The organism is Streptomyces sp. NPDC111802 (genome assembly GCF_055634335.1).
Genome location: NZ_JBVKCZ010000040.1, coordinates 76,128 through 93,798 on the forward strand (window position 1 = coordinate 76,128; position 17,671 = coordinate 93,798).

Here is a 17,671-nt window from a genome sequence, read left to right on the forward strand (position 1 = left end):
GGGTGCCTCAGGACTCCTGGGTGAGGGAGACGAGAACATCGTCCCCTTCGATCTTTACGGGGTATACGGGGACGGGGCGCGTCGCGGGGAGGCCGGACGGCTTACCGGTGCGCAGGTCGAACGCGGAGCCGTGCAGCCAGCATTCGATCTGGCAGTCCTCCACCTCGCCCTCGGAGAGCGAGACGTTCGCGTGGGAGCAGATGTCGTGGATGGCGAACACCTCCCCCTCGGTCCGCACGACCGAGACCGGCGTGCCGTCGAGTTCCACCCGCTTCGGGGTGTCCTCCTCCAGCTCGCTCAGCCCGCAGGCGCGTACGAACGTCGAAGAGACAGCCATCAGACCGACGCCTCCAGCTCCTCGTCGATCTTCACGAGGAGGCGCTCTTCGATGTCGTCGACACCGATCTGCTGGACGAGCTCGGCGAAGAAGCCGCGCACCACCAGGCGACGGGCCTCGTCGGCCGGGATGCCGCGGGCCATCAGGTAGAAGAGCTGCTCGTCGTCGAAGCGGCCGGTCGCCGAGGCGTGGCCGGCGCCGACGATCTCGCCGGTCTCGATCTCCAGGTTCGGCACGGAGTCGACGCGGGCGCCGTCGGTCAGAACCAGGTTGCGGTTCATCTCGTACGTGTCCGTGCCCTCGGCCTTGGCCTCGATCAGCACGTCGCCGATCCACACGGCGTGCGCGTCGTCGCCCTGGAGCGCGCCCTTGTAGGCGACGTTCGACTTGCAGTGCGGGGTGTTGTGGTCGACCAGGAGGCGGTGCTCCTGGTGCTGGCCCGCGTCGGTGAAGTAGAGGCCGAACAGCTCGGCCTCGCCGCCGGTGCCGGCGTAGGCGACGCGCGGGTGGAGGCGTACGAGGTCGCCGCCGAAGGTGACCACGAAGGACTTGAAGGTGGCGTCCCGGCCGATCAGCGCGTTGTGCTGGCCCACGTGCACGGCCTTGTCGTCCCAGTCCTGGACGGAGACGACGGTCAGCTTGGCGCCGTCGCCCAGGATGTAGTCGACGTTGGCGGCGAGCACCGCGTCACCGGTGTGGTCGATGACGACGACGGCCTCGGCGAAGGCTCCGAGCTCCACGACCTGGTGGCCGTAGGCGACCCCGCCCTCGCCGTGCACGGCGATCCGGATCGGCTCGGTGAGGACCGTCTCCTTGGGGACGGTGACGACACCGGCCTTCTCGAACGCCGAGTACGCCTGGGCGGCGACGCGGTCCACGGGCATGCCCGCCTTGCCGAGGCGCGCGTCGTCGCGGCCGACGGTCTCGACGGTGACGCCCTCGGGAGCCTCCACGGTGACCTGCAGGCCGTCTCCGGTCGCCACGGCGGTGCCGTCGTGCAGCCCGCGCAGGCGCTCCAGCGGGGTGAACCGCCACTCCTCCTCGCGGCCGTGCGGGACCGGGAAGTCCGCCACGTCGAAGGACGGGGGCGCGCTCATGCGCGTGGCGACGGTCGACTCTGCGGCCACCGCGATCTGGCCCGCGGTGGTGGAGCCCACGGGGATGTTCTGAGCCTCAGCCATGGCTGTCGGTCTGCTCTCTTTCCTGCGTCAGATTTCGCTAGCTGGTCGTGGAGGGCGGGCCTTAGCCGACCGCGCCTTCCATCTGCAGCTCGATCAGCCGGTTGAGTTCGAGGGCGTACTCCATCGGCAGTTCCTTCGCGATGGGCTCGACGAAGCCGCGCACGATCATCGCCATCGCCTCGAACTCGCTCAGACCGCGGCTCATCAGGTAGAAGAGCTGGTCCTCGGAGACCTTGGAGACGGTCGCCTCGTGGCCCATGGACACGTCGTCCTCGCGGACGTCCACATAGGGGTACGTGTCGGAACGGGAGATGGTGTCCACGAGCAGCGCGTCGCACAGCACGTTGGACTTCGAGCCGTGGGCGCCCTCACCGATCTCGACCAGACCGCGGTACGAGGTACGGCCGCCACCACGCGCCACGGACTTCGACACGATGTTGGAGGAGGTGTTCGGCGCCATGTGGACCATCTTGGAGCCGGCGTCCTGGTGCTGCCCCTCGCCCGCGAAGGCGATGGACAGGGTCTCGCCCTTGGCGTGCTCGCCCATCAGGTAGACGGCCGGGTACTTCATCGTCACCTTGGAGCCGATGTTGCCGTCGATCCACTCCATGGTCGCGCCCTCGTAGGCGACGGCGCGCTTGGTGACCAGGTTGTAGACGTTGTTCGACCAGTTCTGGATGGTCGTGTAGCGGCAGCGGGCGTTCTTCTTGACGATGATCTCGACGACCGCGCTGTGCAGCGAGTCCGACTTGTAGATCGGCGCCGTGCATCCCTCGACGTAGTGCACGTAGGCACCCTCGTCGACGATGATCAGGGTGCGCTCGAACTGGCCCATGTTCTCCGTGTTGATGCGGAAGTAGGCCTGGAGCGGGATCTCGACGTGCACGCCCTTCGGCACGTAGATGAAGGAGCCGCCCGACCACACGGCGGTGTTCAGCGACGCGAACTTGTTGTCACCGACCGGGATGACGGTCCCGAAGTACTCCTTGAAGAGCTCCGGGTGCTCCTTCAGGGCCGTGTCGGTGTCGAGGAAGATGACGCCCTGCTCCTCCAGGTCCTCGCGGATCTGGTGGTAGACGACCTCGGACTCGTACTGGGCCGCGACACCGGCGACGAGGCGCTGCTTCTCCGCCTCGGGGATGCCGAGCTTGTCGTACGTGTTCTTGATGTCCTCGGGCAGGTCCTCCCAGGACTCCGCCTGCTTCTCCGTGGAGCGTACGAAGTACTTGATGTTGTCGAAGTCGATGCCCGACAGGTCCGAGCCCCAGTTCGGCATGGGCTTCTTGTCGAACAGCCGCAGCCCCTTGAGACGGAGCTTGGTCATCCAGTCCGGCTCGTTCTTCTTCGCGGAGATGTCACGGACGACGTCCTCGCTCAGACCGCGCTTCGCAGAGGCGCCGGCTTCGTCGGAGTCGGCCCAGCCGTATTCGTACTTGCCCAGGCCCTCGAGCTCAGGGTGGGCAGTCTCCTCGATGGGGAGAGTCATGCGGGGTTCCTCCCGGCCGTGCTTGCAGATGCGTTATCGGTGGTGTGGGAAATCTTCGGGATGAACGTCGTGCAGACGCCGTCGCCGTGCGCGATGGTCGCCAGTCGCTGGACGTGCGTTCCGAGCAGCTCGGCGAAGATCTCCGTCTCCGCCTCGCACAGCTGCGGGAACTGCTCCGCGACATGGGCCACCGGGCAGTGGTGCTGGCAGAGCTGCTCGCCCTTTTGAGGGAGGGGTGCGCTGCGCGCCGTAGCAGCGTACCCGTCCACGCTCAAGGCCTTGGCCAGGGCTTCGGTGCGCTCATCCGGGCTGACGGCCTCGATCGCCTTGCGGTACACGCTCGCCTGGGCGGCGATACGGGCGCGCGCGAAGGCGGCGACCGCCTCGCTCCCGCCCTCGCGCTCGGCGATCCACTTCAGGGCGTCCGCGGCGAGCTTGTCGTACGACTGGTCGAAGGCGTCACGTCCGCAGTCGGTGAGCGCGAAGACCTTGGCGGGACGGCCACGCGTACGCGTGCCGTACACCCGCTGTTCCCGGGCCTCCACGACATCGTCCGCGACCAGCGCGTCCAGATGCCTGCGTACGGCGGCCTGGGTCAGCCCCAGCCGGCCGGCCAGCTCGGCGACGGTCGACGGCCCGTGGTCCAGGATGGATCGCGCGACCCGGTTGCGCGTCGAGCGCTCACCGGTCGCGAGCTCCTCCTGAGGGGCCCCCATGGGGGTCTCCCGAGCCTCGCCGACGTTTTTCACAACGCCATTGTTGCGTAATTCCTCAGAGGCAGGCAAGCCGCGTCCCCGCGCCCTGATGGTGCCCTGCATCACTTAGGCATACCTAATCTGACCTGCGGAAACGATCATTGATCGATCAAACCGGTGGCGTCGCGCGGCCCCTTCCGGAACACTCCCAAAACATGTCGACACCCCCTCCGACCGGCCCTCTTGTCACTCGGAGCACCCTCGCCGCACAATTGCGCGAGCTAGGCGTCCAAACAGGTGAGACGCTCCTCGTGCACTCCTCGCTCAGCTCCCTCGGCTGGGTCTGCGGAGGCCCCGTCGCGGTCGTCCAGGGCCTGCTCGACGCCCTCGGTCCCGACGGCACCCTGGTGGTCCCCACCCAGACCGGCGACCTCTCGGACCCGGCGGTCTGGAGCAATCCGCCCGTGCCCGAGGAGTGGTGGGACCCGATTCGGGCCGCCATGCCCGCGTACGACCCCCTGGTCACGCCCACGCGTGGGGTCGGCGTCGTCCCGGAGACCGTACGGACCTGGCCGGGTGCCCTGCGCAGCGCGCATCCGCAGACCTCGTTCGCCGCCGTCGGCCCGCGCGCGGCCGAGATCCTCGAAGGCCACGCCCTCGACTGCCGGCTCGGCGAGCACAGCCCGCTCGCGCGACTGGAGGCGCTGCACGCGCGCGTGCTGCTGCTCGGCGCCGGTTACGACACGTGCACCAGCTTCCACCTCGCCGAGTACCGGATCCCGTCGCCGCTGGTGAAGGTGGGGCGGCCGGGGCCGGCGGGCTGGGAGGTGGTGACCGAGGTGTCGATCACCTCGGAGCGGTTCGACGAGCTGGGCCATGACTTCGAGCGGGACCGCGCCGTCGTCCGCGGCAAGGCGGGCGCGGCCGACGTACGGCTGTTCCCGGTGGCCGACGCGGTGGCGTACGCGGTGCGCTGGCTGGAGATCCACCGGCCACGCGCGGAGGAGATATGAGGACCGCCGTATGAGGAGATATGCACCCGGCCGTCTGGGGGAGCGAGCGCCTACCTAGACTCTGGAGCCATGCGAACTGAGCCCGTGGTCCAGGTCCAGGCCCTGGTGAAGCGGTACGGCGACAAAGCCGCGGTCAACGGTCTCGACCTGGTGGCCCAGGCGGGCGTCACCGCCGTACTCGGACCCAATGGCGCGGGCAAGACGACGACCGTCGAGACCTGCGAGGGATACCGGAAGCCGGACTCCGGCACCGTACGGGTCCTGGGGCTCGACCCGGTGAGACAGTCCGGCGTGCTGCGGCCCCGCATCGGCGTGATGCTCCAGTCCGGCGGCGTCTACTCGGGCGCGCGGGCCGACGAGATGCTGCGCCATGTCGCCAAGCTGCACGCGCATCCGCTGGACGTCGACGCCCTCATCGAGCGGCTCGGGCTCGGCAGCTGCGGCCGGACCAGCTACCGCCGTCTCTCCGGCGGCCAGCAGCAGCGGCTCGCCCTCGCCATGGCCGTGGTCGGCCGCCCGGAGCTGGTGTTCCTCGACGAGCCGACCGCCGGACTCGACCCGCAGGCCCGCCGGGCCACCTGGGACCTGATCCGCGATCTGCGCGCCGACGGCGTCTCCGTGATCCTCACGACCCACTACATGGACGAGGCCGAGCAGCTCGCCGACGACGTCGCGATCTTCGACGCCGGCCGCGTCATCGCCCAGGGCTCCCCCGAGGAACTGTGCCGCGGCGGCGCCGAGAACACCCTCCGCTTCACCGGCCGCCCCGGCCTCGACGTGGGGTCCCTGCTGAAGGCCCTGCCCGCCGACTGCACGGCCGCGGAGCTGACGCCGGGCTCGTACCGGGTCGCCGGCAAGGTCGACCCCCAGCTGCTCGCGACGGTGACGTCGTGGTGCGCACAGCACGGGGTGATGCCCGACCGGATCTCGGTGGAGCGGCACACTCTGGAGGACGTCTTCTTGGAGCTCACCGGTAAGGAGCTGCGCGCGTGACCGCCCTCGGTACAGGTCCGGGTACGTATACCCCCAAGCCGGGCGCCGCCCCCCTCCCCCGCATGATCGCGGCGCAGGCGGCCCTGGAGACGAAGATGCTGCTGCGCAACGGCGAGCAGCTGCTCCTGACCGTCGTGATCCCCACCCTGCTGCTGGTCCTCTTCAGTTCGGTGGACATCGTCGACACCGGCGCCGGCGAGGCCGTCGACTTCCTCGCCCCCGGCATCCTCGCGCTCGCCGTGATGTCGACGGCGTTCACGGGGCAGGCCATCGCCACGGGCTTCGAGCGCCGGTACGGCGTGCTGAAGCGGCTGGCCTCCTCGCCGCTGCCCCGCTGGGGCCTGATGACGGCGAAGACGGCGTCGGTGCTGGTCACCGAGGTCCTGCAGATCGTCCTGCTGACGGTGATCGCCTTCGCGCTCGGCTGGTCGCCGCACGGCAACCCGGCAGCCGTCGTCCTCCTGCTGGTCCTGGGGACGGCCGCCTTCTCGGGTCTGGGCCTGCTGATGGCCGGCACCCTCAAGGCGGAGGCCACCCTGGCCGCCGCCAACCTGGTCTTCCTGCTGCTGCTCGTGGGCGGCGGGGTCATCGTGCCGCTGGACAAGTTCCCGCCCGGCGCGCAGGACGTGCTCGGCCTGCTACCGATCTCGGCCCTGTCGGACGGGCTGCGCGACGTGCTCCAGCACGGGGCCGGGATGCCCTGGGGCGACCTGGGGATTCTGGCCGTGTGGGCGCTCGTCGGGCTGGCGGCGGCGGGGAAGTTCTTCCGCTGGGAGTAGGTCCGGGGCAGGCCTCCCAGGGACCCTCGTGAAAGCGTGCACAAGCGGCCGCCTACGATGGGGCGCGTGCCAAACGTGACCCGCGCCGACGCCGTAGCTGCCGTGCGCAACCCGCTCGCCTTCATCGCCGCACGCTGGACCCCGAACCCGAGGACGGTCCGGCGGGCAGCCCTGGCCGCGCTCGTGATGTCGGTGATCATCGTGGTCACCGGTGGCGCGGTACGCCTCACCGGCTCCGGGCTCGGCTGTCCGACCTGGCCCAAGTGCACCGACGACTCGCTCACCGCCACGAGCGAGATGGGCCTGCACGGCGCCATCGAGTTCGGCAACCGCATGCTGACGTACGTACTGTGCGCCGCGGTCGGCTGGGCGATCATCGCCGCGCGCTCGGCCAAGCCGTACCGGCGTGGCCTGACCCGCCTGGGGTGGGCGCAGTTCTGGATCGTGATGAGCAACGCGGTCCTCGGCGGCATCGTCGTCCTGGTCGGCCTGAACCCGTACACCGTCGCGGCCCACTTCGTGGCGACGTCAGCCCTCATCGCGGTCGCCACCGTGATGTGGCAGCGCGCCCGGGAGGGCGACACACCGCCGCGTCCGCTGGTCGGCAAGGCGGTGCGGCAGCTGGTGTGGATCCTGGTCGCGGCCTCGGCGTTGCTGATCCTGGTCGGCACGGTGGTCACCGGCGCGGGCCCGCACGCGGGTGACTCCAGCGAGGTCGAGCGGATGCCCGTCGACTGGGAGAACGTCACCAAGCTGCACGCCGTGCTGGCGTGGATCGTGGTCACGCTGACGTTCGCCCTGTGGTTCGTGCTGAAGGCGGTCGACGCGCCGAAGAGTCCGTTGAACCGCACGCGGGACCTGTTCCTGATCCTCCTCGCCCAGGGCGCCATCGGTTACGTCCAGTACTTCACGGACCTGCCGGAGGTCCTGGTCGGCCTGCACATGCTGGGCTCGGCCCTGGTGTGGATCGCGACCCTGCGGGTGCTGCTGGCGCTTCGGGAACGGCCGCACGAGGAGATCGGCATCCCCGGCCCGGCGGCCGAGGCCGCGGTGGGCACGCGCGCGTAGGCGCGCGGGCCGCTCAGGCCAGCCCGTACACCCTGCGCGCGTTGCCCGCCGCCACCATCCCGGCCACCCGTTGCGCGTCCGCCAGCGACCAGGCGCCCTCTGCGACCCAGCCGCCGAGCACCCTGGCGAGGGCCTCGCGGAAGAGCCGGGCGCCCACCACGTGCAGCTCGGGAAGGCTCTGGGCCCCGCTGGAGAAGAGGATCTTACCGAAGGGGGCCAGCTCCAGGATCTCGGCGAGGATCGTGGCGGCGCGGGCGCCGGTGCGGATGAGGGCGGCGCCGGAGTCGGCGTAGACGTGCGGGAAGACGCCGGCCAGGTGGGCGGCGTGGCGGTGGTACGGGTAGCCGTGCAGCAGGACCAGGTCGGTGCCCAGGCCGGCCGTGGCGCGGACGAAGTCCGTGAGCAGCACCGGGTCGGTGCGGTCGATGCGCAGGCCCGGCTCCCCCAGCCCGGCGTGCAGTTGCAGCGGCAGTCCCGAGGCCACCGCGATCCACAACAGGTGCCGTAGCAGCACCGGGTCGCTCAGCTCACCACCGACGTTGCGCGCCGCGAGCCAGCGCCCCGCGGCGCCCCGCACCTCCCCCGGCCCCGGCGGCTCCGGCGCGAGCGCGAGGCCGTGCCGTACGCCCGCGACCGAGGTGAAGGCCACGGCGTTCCCGGCGGCGCCGTGCACCGATTCGGCGAGGTTGGCCAGGAACGACTCGACGGTGCCCGAGGTGTCGGCGACCTGTTCGGCGAGGAGTTCAAGGCGCACGATCTCGTGGACCTCGGCGGAGGCCGTGGACGCCATCTCCGGGGGGCCGGTGAGATCGCCGGGCAGACCGGTGTCGATCAGGTAGGTCGTGATGCCACTGCCGCGCAGCAGGCGCCGGCCCGCCTCCAGCGCGCCGAGTTCACGGCGTCGGGCGAGATAGCGGGCGGGTGCGCAGTGCGGTTCCAGGCCGAGGAGGGGCGGGCACCAGCGCCGTACGGCGAAACCGGTCTGGGTGTCGAAGAGCGTGGTGCCGGCGGCGGGTGGGCCCTCCGTGCGGGCCAGCTGGGCCTCGAAGGTGCCGAGGCCCAGCTCCGTGCGCAGTACGCCGTGGCAGTACTGGTCCACGAGGGATGGTGTTTCGATCATCCTGGCTCCCCGTGGGTGGACGCTGCTTGTGCTCTACAGGTCCTAACGGGTGAACCGGCGACTTGGTGTTGCGCCAGGGGCAGGCTGTTCAGCCGCCGATCTGAATGCCGGCCATCCGCTTCCACTCGTACGGCCCGGTCGTCACCTTCGCCGCGAACTCGCCGTCGAAGGATTCATGGGCCGTGACCCCGGCCTTCTCGACCGCCTGTTCGGCGATCTCGTACGACGGTGCCACCAGGTCTCCCCAGCCGCCGTCCTCGCCGACGAGCACGATGCGGGCGCCGCGCTGTCCGATGTACGCGACCTGCGCCTCGGCGCCGCCGTGGGACTTCGCGAAGGTGTTGATCTGCTTGGCCAGCTTGGCCACCTTGTCTGCCATGGCCAGGATGCTACTCGCGAGTAGATCAGCTGGCGAGAGCAGGGCCCTGTGACCTGCGTCAGCGCAGGAAGGGGGGCCGACGCAGGAAGGGGTCAGCGCAGGAAGGGGTCAGCGCAGGAAGGGGTCCACCGCGACCGCCACGAACAGCAGCGAGACATAGGTGATGGACCAGTGGAACAGGCGCATCTCCTTCAGCTTCGCGCCCGTCACCTGCGCCTTCGCGCGGTTCTGCAGCGCGTGCGCCTCCCACAGCCACCAGCCGCCCGCCCCCAGCGCGACCACGGTGTAGAACCAGCCCGTGTAGCCGAGCGGCGTCAACAGGAGCGACACCGCGACCATCACCCAGCTGTAGATGACGATCTGCTTGGCCACGACCTTGTTGGAGGCGATGACCGGCAGCATCGGCACGCCCACGCGCGCGTAGTCCTCCTTGACCTTCATGGATAGCGGCCAGTAGTGCGGCGGCGTCCAGAAGAAGATCACCATGAAGAGGATGAGCGGGGCCCACGACAGGGAGTTCGTGACCGCGGACCAGCCGATCAGGACCGGCATGCAGCCGGCGATGCCGCCCCACACGATGTTCTGCGAGGTGCGGCGCTTGAGGATCATCGTGTAGACGACGACATAGAAGAGGAGCGCGCCGAGGGACAACCAGGCCGACAGCCAGTTGACGGTGAGGCCGAACAGCAGCGTGGAGACGACCGCCAGCGTGATGCCGAAGGCCAGGCACTCGCGCGGGCTGACCATCCCGGTGACCAGCGGGCGCTGCGAGGTGCGGTCCATGAGCGCGTCGATGTCACGGTCGATGTACATGTTGAGCGCGTTGGCGCCGCCGGCCGAGAGGTAGCCGCCGATACAGGTGAGCAGCACCAGACCGAGGTCGGGCACCCCCTGCTCGGCAAGGAACATCACCGGAACGGTGGTGATGAGCAGCAGCTCGATGATCCGCGGCTTGGTGAGCGCCACGAACCCCTTGACCCGGGCCCCGATCGGCCGCCGGCTCGGGCTCTCGCTCGTCCCGATAAGCCCCGCTGGACGGGATTCAACGGCCGTCACGCACACCCCTGACAGAGACATCCCAGCAAGCCTCCCGGTGTGAAGTCCCGGTAAAGGCTCGCGCGTACCACGCCACTGTAGACGTTGCCCAGACCCGGACATTCGCGGGGGTGGGGTCGTGTTGGAGAGGCCGGTCGGACGGGCGCGCGGAGGCTCGATTGAGCACCCGGATGAGCGGCTCCGTATTCACTTGCCGAATGTGGAACGTCCCAGTCGGGAGGCACATCCCGACGACTCCCGGCAGTCTGTAACGAGTCGAAAAGACGCACGTACTTCCGGGGGTAGGCTCGACAACGGCCGGCCGACGCCGAGTACGCCGGCAGCCGGTGGGCTGTGTGCCCGTGACACCGGCAACCGACATGTGGAGAGGAGCCCTGACCCAGGGTGAGCACCAAGCCGACCACCACAGACCTCGAGTGGACCGAGTTGGACCAGCGGGCCGTCGACACCGCCCGTGTCCTGGCCGCGGACGCCGTACAGAAGGTCGGAAACGGCCATCCGGGTACGGCGATGAGCCTGGCACCCGCCGCCTACACCCTCTTCCAGAAGGTGATGCGGCACGACCCCGCGGACGCCGAATGGGTCGGGCGCGACCGCTTCGTGCTGTCCGCCGGCCACTCGTCCCTGACCCTCTACACCCAGCTGTACCTGGCCGGCTTCGGCCTGGAGCTGGACGATCTGAAGGCGTTCCGGACGTGGGGTTCCAAGACCCCCGGTCACCCGGAGTACGGCCACACCACGGGCGTCGAGACCACCACGGGACCGCTCGGCCAGGGCGTCGCCAACGCCGTCGGCATGGCGATGGCCGCGCGCTACGAGCGCGGTCTGTTCGACCCGGAGGCCGCCGAGGGCACCTCCCCCTTCGACCACTTCGTCTACTGCGTCGCCGGTGACGGCTGCCTCCAGGAGGGCATCTCCGCCGAGGCGTCCTCGATGGCCGGCCACCAGAAGCTCGGCAATCTGATCCTGCTGTGGGACGACAACCACATCTCGATCGAGGGCGACACCGAGACGGCCGTCTCCGAGGACACCGTCAAGCGGTACGAGGCGTACGGCTGGCACGTGCAGCGGATCGCCCCGAAGCCGGACGGCGACCTGGACCCGCACGCCATCTACAACGCGATCGAGGCCGCGAAGCAGGTGACGGACAAGCCGTCCTTCATCGCGATGCGCTCGATCATCGCCTGGCCGGCCCCGAACGCGCAGAACACCGAGGCCGCCCACGGCTCGGCGCTCGGCGACGACGAGGTCGCGGCGACCAAGCGCGTCCTCGGCTTCGACCCGGAGCGGTCCTTCGAGGTGGCCGACGAGGTCATCGACCACACCCGCAAGGCACTGGAGCGGGGCGCCGAGGCGAAGGCCGAGTGGGAGAAGTCGTTCCAGCTGTGGCGCGACAACAACCCCGAGCGCGCCGCCGAGTTCGACCGCATCAGCAAGGGCGAGCTGCCCACCGGCTGGGAGGAGAAGCTCCCGGTCTTCGAGCCCGGCAAGGGCGTCGCCACCCGCGCCGCGTCCGGCAAGGTGCTCCAGGCGCTCGGCGCGGTCATCCCGGAGCTGTGGGGCGGTTCGGCCGACCTGGCGGGCTCCAACAACACGACGATCGACAAGACCTCGTCGTTCCTGCCGGCGGACAACCCGCTGCCGGAGGCGAACCCGTACGGCCGCACGATCCACTTCGGCATCCGCGAGCACTCCATGGCCGCGGAGATGAACGGCATCACCCTGCACGGCAACACCCGTGTCTACGGCGGTACGTTCCTGGTCTTCTCCGACTACATGCGCAACGCCGTACGTCTGTCGGCGCTGATGCACCTGCCGGTGACGTACGTCTGGACGCACGACTCCATCGGCCTGGGTGAGGACGGCCCGACCCACCAGCCGGTCGAGCACCTCGCGTCCCTGCGCGCCATCCCCGGTCTCAACGTGGTCCGCCCGGCGGACGCCAACGAAACCGCGATCGCCTGGCGCGAGATCCTCAAGCGCTACACCAAGGAGTTCGGCAAGGGCGCCCCGCACGGGCTCGCGCTGACCCGTCAGGGTGTGCCGGTGTACGAGTCCAACGAGGACGCGGCGCGCGGCGGTTACGTGCTGTTCGAGGCCGAAGGCGGCGAGCCGCAGGTCATTCTCATCGCGACCGGTTCCGAGGTGCACGTGGCCGTCGAGGCGCGTGAGCAGCTTCAGGCCGACGGTGTGCCGACGCGGGTCGTGTCTATGCCGTCCGTGGAGTGGTTCGAGGAGCAGGACCAGGGGTACCGGGACAGCGTTCTGCCGCCGGCCGTCAAGGCGCGCGTGGCGGTCGAGGCCGGTATCGGTCTGACCTGGCACAAGTATGTCGGGGACGCGGGTCGCATCGTTTCCCTGGAGCACTTCGGTGCTTCGGCCGACGGCAAGGTCCTTTTCCGGGAGTACGGCTTCACTGCCGAGAACGTGGCTGCCGTCGCGCGGGAATCCCTCACCGCGGCCCAGCGCTGACGCTCATATACGAGACGTAGGAGTTTGATTTTCCATGACAGACGCACTGAAGCGCCTCTCCGAGGAGGGCGTCGCGATCTGGCTGGACGACCTGTCGCGCCAGCGCATCACGTCCGGCAACCTCGCCGAGCTGATCGACCAGCAGCACGTCGTCGGTGTCACCACCAACCCGACGATCTTCCAGAAGGCGATCAGCAGCGGTGACGGCTACGAGCAGCAGGTCGCCGACCTCGCCGCCCGCAAGGTGACGGTCGAAGAGGCGATCCGCATGATCACCACGGCGGACGTCCGTGACGCCGCCGACATCCTGCGCCCGGTCTTCGACGCCACCGGCGGTCAGGACGGCCGGGTCTCCATCGAGGTCGACCCGCGGCTCGCGCACAACACCCGCGCGACCGTCGCCGAGGCCAAGCAGCTGGCCTGGCTGGTCGACCGTCCGAACACCCTGATCAAGATCCCGGCCACCAAGGCGGGCCTCCCGGCGATCACCGAGGTCATCGGCCTCGGCATCAGCGTCAACGTGACGCTGATCTTCTCGCTGGAGCGCTACCGCGAGGTCATGGACGCCTACCTGTCCGGCCTGGAGAAGGCCAAGGAGCGCGGGCTCGACCTGTCGCTCATCCGCTCGGTGGCGTCCTTCTTCGTGTCCCGCGTGGACACCGAGATCGACAAGCGCCTCGACGCGCTCGGCACCGACGAGGCCAAGGCGCTGCGCGGCAAGGCCGCCGTCGCCAACGCCCGGCTCGCCTACCAGGCGTACGAGGAGGTCTTCTCCTCCGACCGCTGGAGCGTGCTGGAGAACGCGGGCGCCAACAAGCAGCGTCCGCTGTGGGCCTCGACCGGCGTGAAGGACCCGGCGTACAAGCCGACCCTCTACGTCGACGACCTGGTGGCGCCGAACACGGTCAACACCATGCCCGAGGCCACCCTTCAGGCCACCGAGGAGAAGGGCGAGATCACCGGCAACACCATCGCCGGCACCTACGAGCAGGCCCGTGCCGACCTGGACGCGGTCGAGGCGCTCGGGATCTCGTACGACGACGTGGTGCAGCTGCTGGAGGACGAGGGCGTCGAGAAGTTCGCGGCGTCCTGGAACGACCTGCTCAAGTCGACCGAGGCGGAGCTGGAGCGCCTCGCCCCCTCGGAGGGCTGATCCCTTGCCACCCTTCAACGTCACTGAAGCGAACCCGCTTCGTGACGCCGCCGACCGACGGCTCCCGCGTATCGCGGGGCCGTCGGGCCTGGTGATCTTCGGCGTTACGGGCGATTTGTCACGGAAAAAGCTCATGCCCGCCGTGTACGACCTCGCCAACCGGGGTCTGCTGCCGCCGGGCTTCTCGCTGGTCGGCTTCGCGCGCCGCGAGTGGGCCCACGAGGACTTCGCCGCCGAGGTCCACGACGCGGTCAAGGAGCACGCCCGCACCCCCTTCCGTGAGGAGGTCTGGCAGCAGCTCATCCAGGGCATGCGCTTCGTGCAGGGCACCTTCGACGACGACGACGCCTTCGAGCGGCTGCGCGGCACCATCGAGGAGCTGGACAAGGCCCAGGGCACGGGCGGCAACTTCGCCTTCTACCTCTCTGTCCCGCCGCGCTCCTTCCCGGTGGTCATCCAGCAGCTGAAGAAGCACGGCCTGGCCGATCAGACGGGCGGCTCCTGGCGCCGTGCGGTCATCGAGAAGCCCTTCGGCCACGACCTGAAGTCCGCCGAGGAGCTCAACAAGGTCGTCCACGAGGTCTTCGCCCCGGACCAGGTCTTCCGCATCGACCACTATCTGGGCAAGGAGACCGTCCAGAACATCCTCGCGCTGCGGTTCGCCAACACCATGTTCGAGCCGATCTGGAACCGATCCTTCGTGGACCATGTGCAGATCACCATGGCCGAGGACATCGGCATCGGCGGCCGGGCCGGCTACTACGACGGCATCGGCGCCGCCCGTGACGTCATCCAGAACCACCTGCTCCAGCTGCTGGCGCTGACCGCCATGGAGGAGCCCGCCTCCTTCGACGCGGACGCGCTGGCGGCGGAGAAGACCAAGGTGCTGGGTGCCGTACGGCTGCCGAAGGACCTGGGCCGCGACACGGTGTTCGGGCAGTACGCGGCCGGCTGGCAGGGCGGCGAGAAGGCGGTCGGGTACCTCCAGGAGGAGGGCATCGACGCCAAGTCGAAGACCGACACCTACGCCGCGATCAAGCTGGGGATCGACAACCGCCGCTGGGCGGGTATCCCCTTCTATCTGCGCACCGGCAAGCGTCTGGGCCGCCGCGTCACCGAGATCGCGGTCGTCTTCCAGCGGGCGCCGCACTCGCCCTTCGACACCACGGCCACCGAGGAACTGGGCCAGAACGCGATCGTGATCCGCGTCCAGCCCGACGAGGGCGTCACGGTCCGCTTCGGCTCCAAGGTCCCCGGCACCTCGATGGAGATCCGGGACGTGTCGATGGACTTCGCTTACGGCGAGTCCTTCACGGAGTCCAGCCCGGAGGCGTACGAGCGTCTGATCCTGGACGTCCTCCTGGGTGACTCGAACCTCTTCCCGCGCACCGAGGAGGTCGAGCTGTCCTGGAAGATCCTCGACCCGATCGAGGAGTACTGGGACACGCACGGCAAGCCGGCGCAGTACCCGGCCGGCACGTGGGGCCCCGTCGAGGCGGACGAAATGCTCGCACGAGAGGGACGGAGCTGGCGCCGGCCATGAAGATAGACCTCACGGACACCACGGCCAGCAAGATCAACAAGGCACTGGTGCAGGGCCGCCGGGCCATCGGCACGCCTGCCGTCGGCATGGTGCTCACGCTGGTCATCGTCACGGACGAGGAGAACGCGTACGACGCCCTGAAGGCCGCCAGCGACGCCTCGCGCGAGCACCCCTCACGCACGCTGGTGGTCATCAAGCGCGTCTCGCGCTCACCCCGCGACCGTACGCAGTCCCGGCTGGACGCCGAGGTTCGGGTGGGCGCGGACGCGGGCACCGGCGAGACGGTCGTCCTGCGGCTGTACGGCGAAGTGTCCGAGCACGCGCAGTCCGTCGTCCTTCCGCTGCTGCTGCCGGACGCCCCGGTGGTGGTCTGGTGGCCGGTGAACGCGCCGCTCGACCCGGCGAACGACCCGCTGGGCGCGCTGGCCCAGCGCCGGGTGACCGACACCTACGCCTCGGAGCAGCCGGTGCGGGAGCTGTCGGCCCGCGCCGACACCTACACGCCGGGCGACACCGATCTGTCCTGGACCCGGATCACGCCGTGGCGTTCGATGCTGGCGGCGGCCCTGGACCAGGTGGTCTGCGAGGTGAAGGCCGTCGAGGTGGAGGGCGAGGAGTTCAACCCGAGCTGTGAGCTGCTGGCGATGTGGCTCGCGGACCGGCTGGACGTGCCGGTGAAGCGGTCGCTGTCGTCGGGCCCCGGTCTGACGGCGGTCCGTATGGCCACCGACTGCGGTCCGATAGTCCTCGACCGGGCGGACGGCTCCCTGGCGACCCTCTCCATCGACGGCCAGCCGGACCGTGCGGTGGCGCTGAAGCGACGGGAGACGGCCGAGCTGATCGCGGAGGAGCTGCGGCGGCTCGACCCGGACGACACCTACGCGTCGGCGCTGCGGTTCGGAGTGGAGCGGCTGAACGCCGCGCCGGCTTCGGCGGTGCGGGGTGCCGAGGCCGCGGTGGCCAAGGCGGAGCAGGCCGTGGCGCAGGCCCAGGCCGCGGTGGCCAAGGCCGAGGAGCCGCCGGCCGAAGAGGCTTCTCCGGAATCTCCGGCCAAAGGAGACGCCGAAGGAGAGGCCAAAGGAGAAGCGGCCGAGTCTCCCGGCAAAGCCGCTGCGCAGGAAGCGGCGGCCCCGGAAGCGTTGAGGAAGGCGGCGGCCAAGTGAGTACTCCGCAGCTCGTCGTGCATCGCGACAAGGAGCTGATGGCGCAGGCCGCGGCGGCCCGGCTGATCACGAAGATCGTGGACGCGCAGGCCTCCCGGGGCTCGGCGTCCGTGGTTCTCACGGGCGGCCGCAACGGCAACGGCCTGCTGGCCGCGCTGGCGGCCGCCCCCGCCCGGGACGCCGTCGACTGGGGCCGGCTCGACCTCTGGTGGGGGGACGAGCGTTTCCTGCCCGAGGGCGACCCGGAGCGCAATGTCACGCAGGCCCGCGAGGCACTGCTGGACGAGGTGCCGCTGGATCCGAAGCGGGTGCACGCGATGCCCGCCTCGGACGGCCCGTTCGGCACGGACGTGGAGGCGGCCGCTTCCGCGTACGCGGAGGAACTGGCGAGGGCGGCCGGCCCGGAGAACCATGGCGCGGTCCCCACCTTCGACGTCCTGATGCTGGGCGTGGGCCCCGACACCCACGTCGCCTCCCTGTTCCCGGAACTCCCCGCGGTACGGGAGACACAGCGCACGGTCGTCGGAGTCCACGGCGCCCCGAAGCCCCCTCCGACCCGAGTGACCCTCACGCTTCCCGCGATCCGGGCGGCACGTGAGGTGTGGCTGCTGGCGGCGGGCGAGGACAAGGCCCAGGCCGCGGCGATCGCCCTGTCCGGCGCGGGCGAGATCCAGGCTCCGGCGGCGGGGGCGTACGGCCGTGCGAGGACCTTGTGGCTCCTGGACGCGGCGGCGGCTTCGCAGCTGCCGCGGTCGCTGTATCCACCGGCGTCCGCCTGAACGCCTTTCGGGCCCCCACTTCACCGCGAAGTGGGGGCCCGAAACGCATGGGCTACTTCACCGACCCGGCCATCACGCCCTGCACGAAGTGCCGTTGGAACGCGAAGAACACGACCACCGGCACGACCAGCGACACGAACGCGCCGGGTGCGAGTACGTCGATGTTGCTGCCGAACTGCCGGATCTGGGACTGGAGTTCAACGGTCAGCGGTTGTGAGGCGCTGTCGGCGAACAGCAGGGCCACCAGCATGTCGTTCCAGACCCACAGGAACTGGAAGATGGCGAGTGAGGCGATGGCCGGGCGCCCCACGGGGAGTACCAGCCGGGTGAAGATCCGCCATTCGCTGCCGCCGTCCATCCGGGCGGCCTCCAGCATTTCCTTGGGCATCTCGGCGAAGTAGTTGCGCAGCAGGAACACCGCGAACGGCAGGCCGTATGCCACGTGGAAGAGGAC

At 69.7% G+C, this 17,671-nt stretch carries 17 protein-coding genes; 9 read left to right on the forward strand and 8 right to left on the reverse strand.

Annotation, left to right across the window (positions count from 1 at the left end):
• Window positions 1-7: 7 nt before the first annotated feature.
• From ACZ7NC_RS34550 to ACZ7NC_RS34565, 4 genes are all read right to left on the reverse strand, one after another.
• The gene (locus ACZ7NC_RS34550; protein ID WP_471494173.1) at window positions 8-337 is read right to left on the reverse strand and encodes a non-heme iron oxygenase ferredoxin subunit; all 330 of its coding nucleotides are present in this window, start codon (window positions 335-337) and stop codon (window positions 8-10) included.
• Entirely contained in the window at window positions 337-1,518 is a 1,182-nt protein-coding gene (gene sufD / locus ACZ7NC_RS34555; RefSeq protein ID WP_471494175.1) for a Fe-S cluster assembly protein SufD, read from the reverse strand. The genes ACZ7NC_RS34550 and sufD overlap by 1 nt, the downstream gene beginning before the upstream one ends.
• Window positions 1,519-1,579: 61 nt before the next feature.
• A complete protein-coding gene (gene sufB, locus ACZ7NC_RS34560) occupies window positions 1,580-3,004 on the reverse strand; it encodes a Fe-S cluster assembly protein SufB (RefSeq protein ID WP_369270286.1) in 1,425 nt (474 codons plus the stop codon).
• Complete coding sequence (locus ACZ7NC_RS34565) at window positions 3,001-3,753, reverse strand: helix-turn-helix transcriptional regulator (protein ID WP_471494177.1); 753 nt, start codon at window positions 3,751-3,753, stop codon at window positions 3,001-3,003. The genes sufB and ACZ7NC_RS34565 overlap by 4 nt, the downstream gene beginning before the upstream one ends.
• Before the next feature lie 161 nt (window positions 3,754-3,914).
• On the opposite strand from ACZ7NC_RS34565, the gene ACZ7NC_RS34570 reads away from it, so the two are divergent.
• The 4 genes from ACZ7NC_RS34570 to ACZ7NC_RS34585 all read left to right on the forward strand — a co-directional run bounded on the left by ACZ7NC_RS34570 (window position 3,915) and on the right by ACZ7NC_RS34585 (window position 7,552).
• Entirely contained in the window at window positions 3,915-4,712 is a 798-nt protein-coding gene (locus ACZ7NC_RS34570) for an AAC(3) family N-acetyltransferase (RefSeq protein ID WP_471494179.1), read from the forward strand.
• Between the two features lie 69 nt (window positions 4,713-4,781).
• Window positions 4,782-5,705, forward strand: a complete 924-nt coding sequence (locus tag ACZ7NC_RS34575; RefSeq protein ID WP_471494181.1) for an ABC transporter ATP-binding protein — start codon at window positions 4,782-4,784, stop codon at window positions 5,703-5,705.
• A gap of 62 nt (window positions 5,706-5,767) precedes the next feature.
• Window positions 5,768-6,484, forward strand: coding sequence for an ABC transporter permease (locus ACZ7NC_RS34580; protein ID WP_471494209.1), 717 nt, complete (start codon window positions 5,768-5,770; stop codon window positions 6,482-6,484).
• Window positions 6,485-6,541: 57 nt separating this feature from the next.
• The gene (locus tag ACZ7NC_RS34585) at window positions 6,542-7,552 is read left to right on the forward strand and encodes a COX15/CtaA family protein (protein WP_471494183.1); all 1,011 of its coding nucleotides are present in this window, start codon (window positions 6,542-6,544) and stop codon (window positions 7,550-7,552) included.
• Between the two features lie 13 nt (window positions 7,553-7,565).
• Here ACZ7NC_RS34585 and ACZ7NC_RS34590 read toward each other — a convergent pair whose 3' ends face one another.
• The 3 genes from ACZ7NC_RS34590 to ACZ7NC_RS34600 form a co-directional block, all read right to left on the reverse strand.
• Window positions 7,566-8,672: an amidohydrolase family protein gene (locus tag ACZ7NC_RS34590; protein WP_471494185.1), complete on the reverse strand. Its 1,107-nt coding sequence runs from the start codon at window positions 8,670-8,672 to the stop codon at window positions 7,566-7,568.
• Between the two features lie 88 nt (window positions 8,673-8,760).
• On the reverse strand, window positions 8,761-9,051 hold the full coding sequence (locus tag ACZ7NC_RS34595; protein ID WP_471494187.1) for a hypothetical protein: 291 nt from the start codon (window positions 9,049-9,051) through the stop codon (window positions 8,761-8,763).
• 108 nt (window positions 9,052-9,159) lie between these two features.
• Window positions 9,160-10,128, reverse strand: a complete 969-nt coding sequence (locus ACZ7NC_RS34600; protein WP_471494189.1) for a heme o synthase — start codon at window positions 10,126-10,128, stop codon at window positions 9,160-9,162.
• Window positions 10,129-10,491: 363 nt separating this feature from the next.
• Between ACZ7NC_RS34600 and tkt the strand changes: the two genes are divergently transcribed.
• The 5 genes from tkt to pgl are packed head-to-tail and all read left to right on the forward strand — an operon-like array spanning window position 10,492 to window position 17,217.
• Window positions 10,492-12,579 carry a transketolase gene (gene tkt, locus ACZ7NC_RS34605; RefSeq protein ID WP_471494191.1) on the forward strand — a complete coding sequence of 696 codons (2,088 nt, stop codon included), beginning with the start codon at window positions 10,492-10,494 and terminating at the stop codon, window positions 12,577-12,579.
• A gap of 34 nt (window positions 12,580-12,613) precedes the next feature.
• Window positions 12,614-13,732: a transaldolase gene (gene tal / locus ACZ7NC_RS34610; protein WP_471494193.1), complete on the forward strand. Its 1,119-nt coding sequence runs from the start codon at window positions 12,614-12,616 to the stop codon at window positions 13,730-13,732.
• 4 nt (window positions 13,733-13,736) lie between these two features.
• Window positions 13,737-15,275: a glucose-6-phosphate dehydrogenase gene (gene zwf / locus ACZ7NC_RS34615; RefSeq protein ID WP_471494195.1), complete on the forward strand. Its 1,539-nt coding sequence runs from the start codon at window positions 13,737-13,739 to the stop codon at window positions 15,273-15,275.
• Window positions 15,272-16,438, forward strand: coding sequence for a glucose-6-phosphate dehydrogenase assembly protein OpcA (gene opcA, locus ACZ7NC_RS34620; protein WP_471494197.1), 1,167 nt, complete (start codon window positions 15,272-15,274; stop codon window positions 16,436-16,438). The genes zwf and opcA overlap by 4 nt, the downstream gene beginning before the upstream one ends.
• The gene (pgl, locus tag ACZ7NC_RS34625) at window positions 16,435-17,217 is read left to right on the forward strand and encodes a 6-phosphogluconolactonase (RefSeq protein ID WP_471494199.1); all 783 of its coding nucleotides are present in this window, start codon (window positions 16,435-16,437) and stop codon (window positions 17,215-17,217) included. Before opcA ends, pgl begins: the two co-directional genes overlap by 4 nt.
• Before the next feature lie 52 nt (window positions 17,218-17,269).
• Here the strand turns inward: pgl and ACZ7NC_RS34630 are convergent.
• The coding region (locus ACZ7NC_RS34630) for a carbohydrate ABC transporter permease (protein ID WP_471494201.1) at window positions 17,270-17,671 on the reverse strand (402 nt) is incomplete at its 5' end.